This is a genomic window from Geobacillus sp. YF-1 (assembly GCF_052692335.1).
Genome location: NZ_CP199850.1, coordinates 2,855,001 through 2,869,530, shown reverse-complemented (window position 1 = coordinate 2,869,530; position 14,530 = coordinate 2,855,001). Strand labels below are relative to the sequence as shown.

General features: G+C 39.3%; 15 protein-coding genes and 1 rRNA gene (1 of these 16 running past the window's edge). 13 read left to right on the top strand and 3 right to left on the bottom strand.

The features are described from left to right. Positions 1 to 104 precede the first annotated feature (104 nt). The 6 genes from ACTVIM_RS14275 to ACTVIM_RS14250 all read left to right on the top strand — a co-directional run bounded on the left by ACTVIM_RS14275 (position 105) and on the right by ACTVIM_RS14250 (position 4,487). Positions 105 to 1,100: a hypothetical protein gene (locus ACTVIM_RS14275; protein ID WP_445612970.1), complete on the top strand. Its 996-nt coding sequence runs from the start codon at positions 105 to 107 to the stop codon at positions 1,098 to 1,100. A 146-nt stretch (positions 1,101 to 1,246) separates the two neighbouring features. Then, positions 1,247 to 2,047 (top strand): hypothetical protein, encoded by an 801-nt coding sequence (locus tag ACTVIM_RS14270; protein WP_089113851.1) that lies wholly within the window; start codon positions 1,247 to 1,249, stop codon positions 2,045 to 2,047. A 273-nt stretch (positions 2,048 to 2,320) separates the two neighbouring features. Further along, complete coding sequence (locus ACTVIM_RS14265) at positions 2,321 to 2,926, top strand: recombinase family protein (protein WP_033026122.1); 606 nt, start codon at positions 2,321 to 2,323, stop codon at positions 2,924 to 2,926. Between the two features lie 292 nt (positions 2,927 to 3,218). Further along, positions 3,219 to 3,548, top strand: a complete 330-nt coding sequence (locus ACTVIM_RS14260) for a hypothetical protein (protein ID WP_445612969.1) — start codon at positions 3,219 to 3,221, stop codon at positions 3,546 to 3,548. Positions 3,549 to 3,559: 11 nt separating this feature from the next. After that, complete coding sequence (locus ACTVIM_RS14255; protein WP_445612968.1) at positions 3,560 to 4,045, top strand: hypothetical protein; 486 nt, start codon at positions 3,560 to 3,562, stop codon at positions 4,043 to 4,045. Between the two features lie 145 nt (positions 4,046 to 4,190). Further along, a complete protein-coding gene (locus ACTVIM_RS14250) occupies positions 4,191 to 4,487 on the top strand; it encodes a hypothetical protein (RefSeq protein ID WP_033026119.1) in 297 nt (98 codons plus the stop codon). A gap of 578 nt (positions 4,488 to 5,065) precedes the next feature. Here the strand turns inward: ACTVIM_RS14250 and ACTVIM_RS14245 are convergent. Then, positions 5,066 to 5,692 (bottom strand): hypothetical protein, encoded by a 627-nt coding sequence (locus tag ACTVIM_RS14245; protein WP_445612967.1) that lies wholly within the window; start codon positions 5,690 to 5,692, stop codon positions 5,066 to 5,068. Between the two features lie 383 nt (positions 5,693 to 6,075). On the opposite strand from ACTVIM_RS14245, the gene ACTVIM_RS14240 reads away from it, so the two are divergent. The 5 genes from ACTVIM_RS14240 (at position 6,076) to ACTVIM_RS14220 (ending at position 10,852) form a co-directional block, all read left to right on the top strand. After that, the gene (locus ACTVIM_RS14240) at positions 6,076 to 6,762 is read left to right on the top strand and encodes a hypothetical protein (RefSeq protein WP_445612966.1); all 687 of its coding nucleotides are present in this window, start codon (positions 6,076 to 6,078) and stop codon (positions 6,760 to 6,762) included. Between the two features lie 118 nt (positions 6,763 to 6,880). After that, positions 6,881 to 7,615 (top strand): hypothetical protein, encoded by a 735-nt coding sequence (locus ACTVIM_RS14235; protein ID WP_445612965.1) that lies wholly within the window; start codon positions 6,881 to 6,883, stop codon positions 7,613 to 7,615. A gap of 207 nt (positions 7,616 to 7,822) precedes the next feature. Next, entirely contained in the window at positions 7,823 to 8,410 is a 588-nt protein-coding gene (locus tag ACTVIM_RS14230) for a hypothetical protein (protein WP_445612964.1), read from the top strand. A gap of 338 nt (positions 8,411 to 8,748) precedes the next feature. Then, positions 8,749 to 8,958, top strand: coding sequence for a hypothetical protein (locus ACTVIM_RS14225; RefSeq protein ID WP_033020377.1), 210 nt, complete (start codon positions 8,749 to 8,751; stop codon positions 8,956 to 8,958). An 82-nt stretch (positions 8,959 to 9,040) separates the two neighbouring features. Beyond that, positions 9,041 to 10,852 carry a recombinase family protein gene (locus ACTVIM_RS14220; RefSeq protein ID WP_445612963.1) on the top strand — a complete coding sequence of 604 codons (1,812 nt, stop codon included), beginning with the start codon at positions 9,041 to 9,043 and terminating at the stop codon, positions 10,850 to 10,852. Here the strand turns inward: ACTVIM_RS14220 and ACTVIM_RS14215 are convergent. After that, positions 10,764 to 11,441: an MgtC/SapB family protein gene (locus ACTVIM_RS14215; RefSeq protein ID WP_445612962.1), complete on the bottom strand. Its 678-nt coding sequence runs from the start codon at positions 11,439 to 11,441 to the stop codon at positions 10,764 to 10,766. The genes ACTVIM_RS14220 and ACTVIM_RS14215 overlap by 89 nt on opposite strands. A 58-nt stretch (positions 11,442 to 11,499) precedes the next feature. Between ACTVIM_RS14215 and ACTVIM_RS14210 the strand changes: the two genes are divergently transcribed. Next, entirely contained in the window at positions 11,500 to 12,408 is a 909-nt protein-coding gene (locus tag ACTVIM_RS14210) for a DMT family transporter (protein ID WP_033020381.1), read from the top strand. On the opposite strand, the gene ACTVIM_RS14205 is transcribed toward ACTVIM_RS14210, so the two are convergent. Then, positions 12,379 to 13,197, bottom strand: coding sequence for a protein-glutamine gamma-glutamyltransferase (locus ACTVIM_RS14205; protein ID WP_033020382.1), 819 nt, complete (start codon positions 13,195 to 13,197; stop codon positions 12,379 to 12,381). The genes ACTVIM_RS14210 and ACTVIM_RS14205 overlap by 30 nt on opposite strands. 643 nt (positions 13,198 to 13,840) lie before the next feature. On the opposite strand from ACTVIM_RS14205, the gene ACTVIM_RS14200 reads away from it, so the two are divergent. Beyond that, a 16S ribosomal RNA gene (locus ACTVIM_RS14200) occupies positions 13,841 to 14,530 on the top strand (it continues 869 nt past the right edge of the window).

Below are 14,530 nucleotides of genomic sequence, written 5' to 3'. Positions count from 1 at the left end.
GAACAATCGGGTAAGAAAAATTTTCAAAATGCACTATAATTAGATGAATTTTTGGAGTGTAAACAAGAGATTTTATATAAGTTACAGGAAAGGAGGATAAAGCAATGGTAGGAGAAACACTAACATTGGATAATCGTACAGAGGACGAGCGAGTTCAGCAGAAGGAGCAACTTGCAGGTACAGTTGATTCGAGTGAAGATGATAATTTAAACTTTGATTTTTTCAATATAGGGAACGAAGGTTTGTTAAACTTGGGGCTTGGTATAAATATTGACCCTAACAAGATATTTAGTGCTGAGAGGGGTAAAGAGGGAAGCGCGAATAATGTCGAATCAGAGAAAGTCGAAGTTAACACAAATAATGGTGCAGCAGAGAAAGATTTTTCGGAGTCTGAAAGTGTAGAGCCGATATTGCCAGAGGAGATCGAGGGAGACAAAAAAGGAGAAATCAAAGAAGAAAATGATTCCTCATTTACACCGGGTTTATCTTTTGTAGAAGCAGAGGAGGAATCGGTAGATAATGAACCATTAGAGGTTGCAGATGACATTAATTTTAATTTAACTTTAGAGGATTATGCTAAAAAGTTAAAAGAGATAAGGATATCGGATAAGAACATCATAAAGTCAAATATTATAGAAACGGATAGTTTAGAATTACCTAAAGTGGAGGCAGAGCAAGTAAGTGATCAGAATTTGTTATTGAGTGATATAGATAGTTTAGAGGAAGCGTATAAAGAGCAGACGTTACCAGTAAAAGAGAAGATAGTAGAGGTAGATAAAGTAACGGCAGCAGATCGGGCAGGGAAAGCAGTAAATTGGGTAACGCAGACATTTATCTTATTGCCAATAAGGGCAATCTTTAAGGCGGTATATGCGTTTTTATTCAACATATTTGGTTTCTTTGGAGGGATTTTAAAATTTATCATTGTTTCTTTAGTATTAACCACTCTAGTTGCGGTGTTTTACACATACTCGGTAAATCCAGATTTATCAGCAAAAGAGATGGTATTGGAGAGTTTGAATATAATTGTAGAGGTCGTTAGAAAAATAGGCAGCAGTATATGGGAGGCGTTAAAGCCAATCTTTGTAAAAAGTAAATAATGGCGGTAATTGGGGGCTTTTTTAAGCCTTTTTTATTTATAGAAAAAAACTCATCAAAAATGGATAAACATAACCAATGTGGTGTTGTTTAAATAAGAAAAATAGTCTATTTTATAGATAAATAATGGTATGGAGGTTATTACTTTATGTCATTGTTGAAAAATTCAAGTAATAATTTTCGTAGTAATACGACTATGTATAATAGTGTGGACAAGGGTTCTAAAAAACCAGTTGGTAAGAAAACGAAAGCAAATGAAGCGTTATTAAATAAAGGGTTAGAAATCATCAATCAAATGAGTGAAGAAGAACGGGCGTTAATAAGTAGTAAATCTCACACTTTGCATTTTCAGTATTTACTTGGGTTATCATCGAAAAAATCTTCTCGCAAGGTGGGGGATGAGATAAAGGATTCCTCGACACCTGTGGGAGTAGCACTAATATCGGATGAAGATATCATGGTACCTGTTATAGACGTTTTAAAGAACAAAGACACGGGTATTGATCCTGAAAAGGATATTACATATCGGGAAGTCAAAGCAGGTGAGCTATTTTATCTTACACTTTATGAATTTATGTTTTTAATCATAAGGGATGAGTATGGAGGATTCTGTTGTGATGAATATGGGAATTCTGATGGGGTACATCTTTCTGTAAAATCTCCTGCATTTTATAGAGGCGATGCGAAGCTTCCGACTCCGACAATTAACTACAATAAGAAATACGGTAGGAGGTCGATAAAAGCAGGGATGGTAGATATCGATGTATATATGCCAGATGGTAGTTGGGTAATCAAGCCACAGTATGCAGATAAATTTGGAGCATTGCTAAAGAACACTGAAAAGTATCGAAAAATATCTGGTGGGAAATTACCTCCTGCACCGACACTGGTAGCGTTAGCACTTAAAGAAAAGTTAAACTTAAATGTGGCTAAAAAAGAGGAAGAGTAAAAATGTAAAAATTAGGTTTTATTTGGAGGCTTTTAAAAGCCTTTTCTTTTTTGTCTCAAATGGTAACAAATGGTTAAGAAGTATAGGAATTTGTTATCGTAATAGTCTATAAAGGTACCCCTTTTCTTACTGTACTATTTCGCATCTATTTCGCGTCTATTTATTAAGAAAATTAAACTTTATAAACGTATGAAAACCAATTGACCTTTATAAACAATCACGGTATCATTAGACAACCAAAAATAACTTTCCAAATAAAGGTGGTATCGTCTAATGAATATCTCGTTCGGTTATATTCGGGTTTCTTCTAAAGAGCAAAATTTAGATCGACAATATGATGCGTTAAAAAAGTATGTTACCGATGAAAAGTATATCTATAGCGATAAGGCTAGTGGGAAAGACATGGAACGTGAAGGGTTTCAAAATATGTTAAAAGCAATGCGGTCTGGCGATACGTTGTATATTAAATCGATTGATCGGCTAGGTCGCAATAAAGCGCAAATCAAAGAGTATCTAGAGTATTTTAAACGTAACGGGATTCGGGTAAAAATTTTAGATATGCCTACAACAATGCAGGATTATCCAGAAGGTCAAGAATGGGTTTTAGATATGGTCAATTCTATATTAATCGAGGTATATACGACTTTAGCTCAACAAGAACGTGAAACTCTTTTACAGCGTCAAGCCGAAGGTATAGCAGCGGCTAAAGCTAGGGGTAAACATATGGGAAGACCAAAGTTAGAACTTCCTAAAGAATGGGATGAGTTATATAAAAAATGGAAAAAAGGTGAAATCAAAGCAGTTGAGTTCATGAATTTAGTAAACATGAAGAAGCCGACTTTTTATAAAAAGGTAAAGGAATACGAGGCATCATTATAAGGCTCTGTTTGGGGTCTTATTTTTTTTATGCAAAAAATAATAAAAACGACAGTATAGCATTCGTGGATCGAGTGTCTTATGCTGTCTTTTTTGTTAAGTTGTAAAAATAAAACAGTTAATTGGGTAGACAAGCTGTTGATTTTAAGAGATGAGATTAGAAAAAAGTAATAATCAGTAGAAATAGTTAGTTTTAAAAGAAAGGGTTTTTAGAGCAGGGAAATAAAGTTTTAGGTTTCATCAAGAAAGGTGGTGAGCCTTAGCGTGAAAAAGGTAATTTCGAGGAGTGATGATGTTGAGTAAAGAGCAGGTTGCGTATTTAAGAGAAGAATATCTGAAAGTTTTAGACAGGTTAGAATGCCTTCTAAGAATTGGGGTAAAGAGAGGTCTTTATGAGCCTTATAACCTCAATGAGTTAAAGTATCAAATAAAAAAATTAAGAAATGAACAGGATATCATAAATTTCAAGAATAGCGAATACTACCAAGAATTATGTGATTTGTTGGTGTTATGCGGTTCGGTATGTTGTCGCTTTTTAATCCCTCCTGATTCGTTATTGCAGATATACTTTTGTCACCAATGTCCAATATTTAGGTTTGAGGAGCGGCTTTATCAAAATGAATGAGGTGATTAGATATGGTTTATATTCAGAGACCTGATCATTTACTAGTGGCAGTTGTATTTGATAAGTACAGCAAGTTGCACATCAAGACGTTAATAGGTACGTATGGAGAATTTTTACCGGGAGTAGACTTGTCAAATAGGTCACAAAAGGAACGTGTTTTTATAGATACAGATGGTCATTTGATAATTTGTTTAAATAATTGTGTAAAGCGGAAATCGGATTTACACAAAGTGTTGGATTCAATAAGGATACGTGGCTATAATATGAATATTTATCAGGTGCTAAAGGATGCTCATTATGCATTAGAGTTTTACACAAAAACAGATGTTTTTAATCAGCCGGTTTATAAAGGACCGAGTAGTGTAAAACGGGATGCCATAATGATAAAGCATTATATGAGTGCTCGTTTAAATGACATAGGCTTGTATCATGATTATATGAAGTGTGATGTACCTCCTGTTGAGCTGGGCAGTTATTTAAGGGTAGTAGTACGGTGAGAGAAAAGGAGGGGTTATAAAGGTAACCTGAAAGGCAAGCAGGTTACCTTTTAATTTTTTTAAGAGTTAACTTTTTATATGTAGTTATTCATAGGTCTGCTGTAAATAACAGGTGTAATTTTTTGATAAGTTAACGGAGGTTAATATGACTAAAGACAATTTAAAGCGTTACCTGCCAGAGGAAGTACCCGACCACTTATTTACCCAAAACAAATTAAAGCGAATGGGTCTTGTACCAACCGAGGAGCACGTTGCCTTCGTTGTTTACCCAGAGCAAGGTCGAGAGTACAAGCTTTACGACATTCAAGCAACTCGAAGACCTAAAAGGCAAAAAGGTTTCTCTCTCCAGATTAGAGACTTAACAGTAGAACAGGTCTTACAGGAACGCAAGAGGGAACTAGAAGTAAGAAAAGTTCAATTAAGTAACCAAATTGAAAGATAACTCTATAATGCGGTGATGGGTAAGAGTTAAAAGGTAACCTGAAAAAGAAAAGGTAGGTTACCTTTTTAAATAATGTTCGTTGTATATCAGATTAGGTATATTTTTAGCTTTTGGTAAGCAGTCAGAGTTCGTCTAGCGACCAAGCTGTGGGGTAATTATTTTGAAAGAAAATTTTTTTCCGTTTAAGATAAATTTTTTTCCTTGCAGGATACTTTCATACAATATATGAAAACAGCTTTAGATAACAAAAGAAATTTTTAAAAAATGGGCAATAAAAAACAATTTCAGCATCTAAAAATTGAGTTTATTCATAATAAACAGGAGAGGAAGAAGCAAAGGCATAGAAGAAAAAACAGAGCAAAGACAGACATGATATACAAATTTCGGTTAGATCACCTCAATTCGAGCAATGAGGCATTTTATGAGCATTTCACTTACATTAGAAATGGTTTCGCCCACACACTTCACAACACTTCATCTCACCTTATCCCTCATTATAAAAACGAGCAAACCGCGCACCCTCACAAGTACGCATGAAAAAGAACCGTTAGATGCAGCACCTAACGGTTTTTATGCATTTAACGATTTTGACTTAATACATGATCCAACCATTCTTTGACTTCAGCTACGGATTTATTGAGATTATGTCCAAACCTAACTGTGCTAGAAGGGATTAGTATATCATGATGTTTCAACACATTAAATACCCGATAAACCAACACACGAGGAGCCTCATCATATCCACTTCTGCTTTTAATTTCATCTTCCATTAATTTTGTGATATCAGAAACTTTGATGTTTCGTCTACCACTTGCAAATTGTTCAACGGTACAAAGAATGATATCACGGAACAGATGGATAGGTAAAATGTCTGTAATAGTAGCATCGATTTTATACTCTGTAAGGATACGCACTATACCTTCTTGATGATCAACCATTAAATGAGTTCGATTGACGATAGGTACATCTAGAATCATTGAATTAGCAGTATCGATGAGATAGAGTTGATAATCTACCCATTGTTTTTGGACAGTACTAATGTCATCAGCAAATTGCTTCATTTGGTCTTGAACTTCTTTGAAACTTTCAGTGTGGGTTTCATCAATCTCGACACCTTGAAAGAAGTTATTAAAAGTGTCGACCAGTTGTTCAAAGCACTTATTAATCGTTTCAATCTCAACTTCAAATAATTCCTTTTCACTCATGATATCACCCCCATAATTCATAACTTCGATAATAGATATGACAATCGGGTATGAGGTATTCCTGAAAATTTGGTACTTTTCTACTTTGAGAGGGTGTATATTGAACTGTTTAGGGGAGATAGGTAACAGTTTGTTCGTAGAGTGTAACCTTCCGAACAGGAAGAGTGTAAATCGTTAAGGGGGTTCTTCGAGATTTTTTCTATGACATTACAGGGGATGTGCAGCATTTAATGGTCAATATAGGTGCTGGATAGGGGGCACATAAAAAATTTTTCAAGACAATTTTAATTTTTTAAAGAAAATAGGAAAAATCCAAGACATAAATCAAGAGATGAGAAATAAGTGTGTAAGGTTAATAAATAAAAAGTAAAGGGGTAATTAAAATGGCGAAAACTAGAAAAATTAAATCGGAACTTCATACAAATGTATATTATATTTTTTTTAATCCTAACAAGAGTGTTTTAAGTGGTGCTGAGTATGAAAAAGTAATTAATTCCGAATTTAAGATTGACAATTATGCTAAATTAATTAGGAGTTACTTCAATCAACCCATAAAGGGTTTTAAACTTAAAGACTCAAAAGAATTGGAAGGAGTAAAAATAATAGTAGACCCAGTATTATTAAAAAGTGAAAATTCTTCAGTAAAACATATATTTATTGGTTTATCAGTTAAAACCGATTCTTTAAAAGATTCTTATATAAGGGGTAAGATTCATGATATTTGTATGGGTTACGAAAAATCTTTAATCGAAATGTTTGAAAATAACGGTGTAATCGGTGTAGCAGAACATAGAATAAAAATGCTTATATTATTTCATCAGGAATCGGCTCCTATTGTGAAGATTCCTATGTGGGAATTTGCAGATGTAGAATTTTTTTCACGGGTATATAATTCGATTAGTAGCTTTTTCGATTATAAATTATCTGTAAAATTCTCACCTATTTTATACAATCATCAAAGTATGGCAATGGCACTCGATGTTGCTGTTAGTAAGGATCATGATGTAGATTTTTATATCGATTGTGTTCTAAGGAATTTTCTAGAGGATTTTGTGGAGGGTTTAAAGTAAGACTCATAGTAGTTATGTTCAAAAGAAAACTGTTCTATTTCAGAACGGTTTTCTTTTTATTTGTCCGTACCCTTAAAATGGTAACATAGACACGTCTTAAAGGGAGGGGGGGGTAAAAATGAAAAAGTCTTTTCTTATATTGCTTTTGATAATGCCACTGGTGTTGTTTCTTCACCTTCAAGAAAGTTGGCAGAGTATTTATGTGAAATATTTGGAGCGTACCTTCGAATCCAGAGATACATTTCTCGATCCGAATGACGAGTTAGTATTAATCGATTTAGATATGAATGGGATTCCAGAGCTTTTAGGCGGTTCGGTAGGTCGTTTAACATCTCCGATCAATGTAGCGATAACGGTAAGAGACGGCAGGGTAGTACATTTAAAGCATAAAGGTGCAGGTATATCGGGCGCACCTATTGAGAGCAAGACTCGTTTTCATATTGGAATGTGGGCGTTTTCGGTACAGGATTCGAACATAGCGTTATATCGGGGTAATGGTCATTACATATTTATCGGAGAAGACGGCACAAGTGGTCTAGATAGTTGGAGCAGTGGATTGTTTGAAATAAAGTTAGAAGGCGACACGATTTACACGAATCAGATCAGTTACGCATCTGGACCAAATCCATTTAATGTATGCGATGGATGCGAGGCAGAGCCTGAAAAGTACAAGTTAGGAACTCAATCGCTATCTCGCACAGAGTATGAAAAAGGTTTAAAAAGGTATTTTTCTCGATTAGAGGTAGTCGACAGTGGTGCGGTTTCGATAGATGTATGGAAAGTATATGATTTTGATAAAGGTAAAGTAAACCGGCAGAAAATAGAGGAATTTGTAAGGAGTTATGGTCGTTAGCAGCGGTGGTTCATCGCTTATAAAAGGGGGTATTTGCTCTTAAAAAGGCATTTCATCAAAAAATACCCGAAAAATTTTTCAAAACGCTAGAGATAAGCGAATTTTAAGAGTAAACTCGCGAGCTAGCTTATAACTAGTTGACCGATTAAAAACCTGCATAAAGCAGGTTTTTATTAGTTAGGAACCGAATTAAGGGAGGTTTTAGGGATGCCAAAAAGGATTGGAAAGAGAGATTCGAGGTTATGGAATAAGGGGGATGTATCGAAAATAGTACCTTACACATCAAGGAGTTTGAGGTTAGCAGAGCAGATAATGAAGACACTAGGTGTCAAGGAAAGTATTATAGATGCTTTTAAGAATGGGGAGATACTGGTCACCAACAGTTTAAGACCGACAATGATAATCCAAGAAGGGGTAACAGACAGAGACAAAGAAATAATAGATGAATTAGATCAAAACGGGTTGATGGTTTACCATGTATTGTTTTCATGCATCATGTTAGGGAAAAAGCCGGATATTCAGAGCGAATTTGAAGTAAACACATTCGAGCAGGTAGTGCCAATTAAGAGTTATTTGTATGTTCCAAAGAATATCTTTGAAGAAGCGATTTACATCGATCCAGATTTAATGGATAATCCTCGCGAGGTAGTGATAAAGGAATATGTAGAGCATACAATCTTCATGGCAAAGCAGGGTTATCTCTCTGCATATACGTTAAACGAGGAAACAAATGTTGCTATGTTCGATGAAATCTCTGTTAGTAGGGTTCAGGGAGATTTGATAAGAGTAGAATAGCTTAGATTTATGAAGGGGTACTTAAAAAAATCGTGGGTTCATACTAATTAAAAAATCAGCATCTAAGCATTGGTAGACTGACCTTATACAGGTTAGCTGGAGGATTAGGTGCTATTTTTTTTTGCCTTTTTACTGAGTAACTAAGAAACATTAAGTACTTTCTGGAACATATTGACTCTAGTTAGGGGTAATTAATACCTTTTAAGGACATCTGAAAACAAAAGGTACAAATATTTTAAAAACGTCTGCTTTTAGCCTAAATTTCAGGATCTGTTTCAAGAGATTTTTTATACGGGCATGGGGTCAATCCCTAATTCTCGGTATGGGGTGAAGGTCACATGTCCACTTTAGAAGCTGTTGTTATTGATGGTCAAAAGTATTTACCAATCATCGAAAACGATGAAGTCATCGGTGTTAAAAGATTTAATGAGAAGCATGGAATGTGGGTTGTGGTAAAGTTCATAGAAAGTAATGTCAATGCGGAAAGAGAGTTATTGGAAATGTTAACCCAAGAATATATAAGGCAGAAAACAGAATCAAACAATTGACATGGTCTAGGTAGCGAGTTAACACAAAGGTAGTGTAACTAACAACTATAAAATGAAATATAAAGTTAAGGGTGGTATTTGAATGGTAATGGATGGTGTGAAGAAAAGAGTTGCTACGCTTTACAGGGTATCGACAAAAGGACAGCTCGATGGTGATGATATTCCTATGCAGCGAAATGCTTGCAGGTCTTTCATCGAGAAGCAGGGTAATTGGGAATTGGTAGAAGAATATATCGAAAAAGGGGTTTCTGGATTTAAGGTATCCGCAAGTAAAAGGGATGCTATTCAACGTGCAAAAGAAGATGCCGAAAAAGGTTTGTTTGATGTTCTTTTAGTATTTATGTTTGACCGTCTGGGTAGGAGAGATGATGAGACTCCTTTCATAGTTGAATGGTTTATTAATAATGGAATAGAGGTGTGGTCAGTCAAAGAAGGACAACAAAAGCTAGAAGATCATGCTGATAGGCTTATTAATTATATTCGATTCTGGCAATCAAGTGGAGAGAGTAGAAAAACGTCAATACGAGTAAACGAGAAGCATTCGCAAATGGTGGAAGATGGTATTTATAGAGGGGGTCTAGTGCCTTACGGCTACAAGACGGTTAATTCGGGGGTTTTCAATAAAAAAGGAAAAGAATTACTTAAGGTTGTAATTGATGAGGAAGAAGCTGAGATTGTTAAAAAAATGTACGATCTTGTTCTTGAGGAGGGATATGGTCAAAGCAGGATAGCTCAATATCTAAACGAAAAAGGTATCCCATCAAAAACAGGGAAAAAATGGACTTCCGGAGCGGTTAATAATGTATTAAGGAACCCAATGTATAAAGGCTACATGGTTTATGCAAGGGGTACTGAAAAAGAAGTGGTATCTAAAGAGAAATTAGAGGAACTAGTAATTATTGATGAGGAAAAGTGGAATAAAGTGCAGAGTATACGTGAGAAGAGAAATCCTGAAAATGTAAAAAATAGGGGAGAAGAAAGTATTATTACGACTACGAAAAGCTCTTTGTTACTTGTGGGGTTAGTAAGATGTGGACATTGTGGAAGTCCACTTTGTACAACATATAATAAAAAGAAATATGTTCGTAAAGATGGAACAGAATATGTAAAGCGTGAGGCTAAATACAGATGTTCGGGTAAAGCACAGAAAAAAGTAGATTGCGATGGACAGACATTGTATTCTCCGAAAAAGATTGAAGGTGTGGTTCTTGATGAACTTTACGATTATTTAGACCAACTTGAAACAATCGACCTTACTAGTAAGATTCAAGAGTTTAAGCAACACAATACTGATAAAGAGGTTAAAACGTTAAAAAAGCTCCAAAGCGAATTTGACAAAGTGAATTCTGCGTTAGTGAAATTAAGAGATGAAGCACTCAAAATAATCATGGGGGAAAGTTTCTTTGATGCAAAAGTTGTTAATGACCTTATTAATCAGAAAGAAAATGAGTTAAGGGAGTTGGAAGAATCAATCAATAAAGCAAAATTAGATTTAGAATCCAAGAAGGTAGAACTGTCTGAAATGGAGGAATTGCAGAGATACATTCCTGTATGGAGAGAAGTATTTGAAAAGGCATCGGTGGAAAAAAAGAAAATGATGTTAAGTACAGTAATTGACAAAATCGTTGTTTTTAGAGACCGGGTAGAAATCACTTTTAAAATCTCTTTGAACCGATTTTTAGTAAATGAGGGCAGTCATTCTAACAATGATGCCCTCCCAACTGAGCTAATGCCCCAAACGAACATGGATGAATTGTCCATGCTCTATTATATCCAGATGACGGGTGGTTTGCAATCTTTTTTTATCAACCGCTTTCGATATCGACGTGGACAATGTCTTCGATGGAGCGAATGGCGTAATACAGTTCGGCAGTTGACCGCTTTTGATCGATGACAGCACGCAGCTTCAACAAATGTTCATTCTCCTCGACGTCTTTGATGCGCATCGTTTTAATATTGATTTCTTGTTGCTTTAAATGCTCGATCACTTTGGCAATGTTTTTTTCATCGGCAACGGTGATTTGCAGCATTACTTCTTTTTCACGCAGCTGCTTCGGTCCGAAAAAGTTGATTAAAAATGGAATCAGTTCAACGCTAACAATGAGCAGAGCGACACCAAAGGCCGATTCCCAATAGAAACCGGCGCCGACTGCCACGCCAATTCCTGCCGCCCCCCAGATAATGGCGGCTGTTGTCAATCCAGTAATGCTGTCGTTGCCACGGCGTAAAATAACGCCCGCTCCTAAAAAACCGACGCCTGATACGATTTGTGCGGCCAAGCGAAGCGGATCCATTGTGATATGCTCTTTAAGCGGGAAGACATACGCCGATTCGATCGAAACGATCGTCAATAGGCAGCTTGAAATCGAAATGACCAAACACGTTTTCAAACCGACTGGTTTTCGCTTCAACTCCCGTTCCAGTCCGATGATCATGCCAAGAATGGCCGAAATCCCTAATTTAAGGAATGGATCAAACATCATTCGTTCTCCCCCCGTTCATGATATAATGTAGGAAAATGGTTGGCAAGGAGATGGAATCGTGAAACCGCCAAGCCATACCCAAGCCTATGCGGCCTTGTTGGTTGGAGCGCTCGCCGTCTCAACGTCCGCTGTGTTTGTCAAGTGGTCGCAGGCGCCGTCCGCGGTCATCGCCTTTTATCGGCTGTTTTTCGCTGTCATCATCATGACACCGTTCTTTTTTCGCCGCATTACCGAACTCAAGCACATCTCCCGGCGTGATGGGCTGTTTTCGGTTTGTTCGGGCGTGCTGTTGGCATTTCATTTTATTCTTTGGTTTGAATCGCTTGACTATACATCTGTTGCCAGCTCAGTCGTGCTCGTGACGTTGCAGCCGCTGTTTGCCTTCGCCGGAGGTGCGCTCTTTTTTCGCGAACGGCTGACCAGCGGCGCGGTCGGGAGCGCTGTTTTGGCCATTGTCGGAAGCCTTCTCATCAGCTGGGGCGATTTTCGCATCAGCGGTGCGGCGCTTTATGGAGATGTGTTGGCGCTGTCGGCCTGCGCAATGGTGACGGCTTATTGGCTGTTTGGTCAAGAGCTGCGCCAACGGCTGTCGTTGATGACATATACTTATCTTGTCTACGGCATCAGTGCTGCCACATTGTATGCGTATGCCGTCCTATCCGGTTTTTCCTTAACGGCATACCCACCGAGAGATTGGTTTTGTTTCCTCGGTTTGGCCATTATCCCGACATTGTTTGGCCATTCGGTGATGAACTGGGCGGTCAAGTGGGTGAGCGCTTCAACGGTATCAATGGCCATCTTGTTTGAGCCTGTCGGAGCTTCCGTTTTGGCTTACTGGCTGTTTGGTGAATCCATCCGCCCTTTGCAGTGGATCGGCGGTATTTTTATTTTAACAGGAATCGGGCTGTATTTGTGGGAGAAAAACGAAAAAGGGACGCTAACGGCGCAAGAAGGCGGCCGACCCTAGCGTCCCAGCGATAAACGACGAGCGGAGCGGAAAGCGGAATCCGTCCAGCGGTCGGGAAAACTGGGATAAATAAGCGAAGTTGACCTGCGTAATTTCAGAAAGAAGATAAGCCGATTTGGTTGCCCCTCGTTTTCGTTTTCGATTTAGAGCGGCAATGATACCGTCTTCTGTTTGAATGCCGATGCCGTGTCCGTAAAACAAACCGTCTCCTAAGTAAATCGTGTTCTCTCCCTGCCATTGCGGTGTCGCTGGATCGAATTCTGGATTTTTGAAGTAAAGGCAGTCTCCGGGAAGAAAATGTTTGCTCTTTTTCGTTTGAATACCAAGGTCTCGATCCGTATGCCAATCATACAGAAGCAAGCGGTCAAACAGGCGATCAAACGCGGATGTGTCAATGGTGTCGAGCACCGCTTTGTAAAAGACGATCACGATGGCTGTCGCGCATTCAAAAGCGTACAGTTCGCTGTTGATGAAAATGTCGCCAATCGCTTTTGAAGGAGGAACGCCCGGCCGCAGCTGAAACCCACCCCGCTCATCTCGTTCCCAAAATTGGCTGTTGCAGCGGGAAAAGCGGAAGATCGCAAACCGCGCTCGGCTTTTTGCTAAATCCACGGCTGCTTGAACAATGCGGGCGCGCAATGCAATTTCAAAGCGAAGCTGCTGTTCATTCGGGTACGTATAGAGGACGGGGGAAGAAACAAGCGCATCAGCGATTCGCTGTTCAGCGGGCGGAAGGGACAAGGAATCGGTAACACCGATGCTAGCCGGTGACGACAAAATGCGGATCATAAGGAAAAGACCTCCTTTGGTAATATGGTGGTACCTCAACCCTATCGGAAAAATATATGCATAGGACACTGTGATCATGACGCGATATGTCAGTGTATTGAAACAAGAAAGGCGTTTATGTCAAAATTTGAACTTTGGGGAGTGTCAATTCACGGCGGTAAACAGATCATTCTTTAAACAAGAATGAGCAACTATGTTTTTGCATGGGGAACTTGGCGGAGAAAAAAGTATTTCAAAAAAGAAAAAAAGGTATTGCATTTTGTGGGTGAAGATGATATATTAAATAGCGTCGCTGATCAACTGTGTAATTTCGAAATGGTAAAACAGCGAAAAGCAGTTGACAACAAAAAGATGTGATGCTAATATAAAGAGGCTGCTTACACAACGTTGATTATCGCAACAAATTTGTGGTTGCAGCTGTTCATCTCGTTCCTTGAAAACTGAACGAAACGAAGCGCAACGAAAAGCAGAGGCCGCTTGCCTATCGGCGAAACGCGCTGGAGGGCCTGCGAGGAGGCTATCGCCGCCGCAGCAGGACCGGAGCGTCGCGAGCCGATAGCGGCCGAAGCTAGACAATACGAAAAGCGGAGGCTGCTTGGCACGTTTGGTGTCGGCGCTGAAGCTCACAAAGCCAATCCACTTTCTTTTGGAGAGTTTGATCCTGGCTCAGGACGAACGCTGGCGGCGTGCCTAATACATGCAAGTCGAGCGGACCGAATCGGAGCTTGCTCTGGTTGGGTCAGCGGCGGACGGGTGAGTAACACGTGGGCAACCTGCCCGCAAGACCGGGATAACTCCGGGAAACCGGAGCTAATACCGGATAACACCGAAGACCGCATGGTCTTTGGTTGAAAGGCGGCCTTTGGCTGTCACTTGCGGATGGGCCCGCGGCGCATTAGCTAGTTGGTGAGGTAACGGCTCACCAAGGCGACGATGCGTAGCCGGCCTGAGAGGGTGACCGGCCACACTGGGACTGAGACACGGCCCAGACTCCTACGGGAGGCAGCAGTAGGGAATCTTCCGCAATGGGCGAAAGCCTGACGGAGCGACGCCGCGTGAGCGAAGAAGGCCTTCGGGTCGTAAAGCTCTGTTGTGAGGGACGAAGGAGCGCCGTTTGAACAAGGCGGCGCGGTGACGGTACCTCACGAGAAAGCCCCGGCTAACTACGTGCCAGCAGCCGCGGTAATACGTAGGGGGCGAGCGTTGTCCGGAATTATTGGGCGTAAAGCGCGCGCAGGCGGCTCCTTAAGTCTGATGTGAAAGCCCACGGCTCAACCGTGGAGGGTCATTGGAAACTGGGGAGCTTGAGTGCAGGAGAGGGGAGCGGAATTCC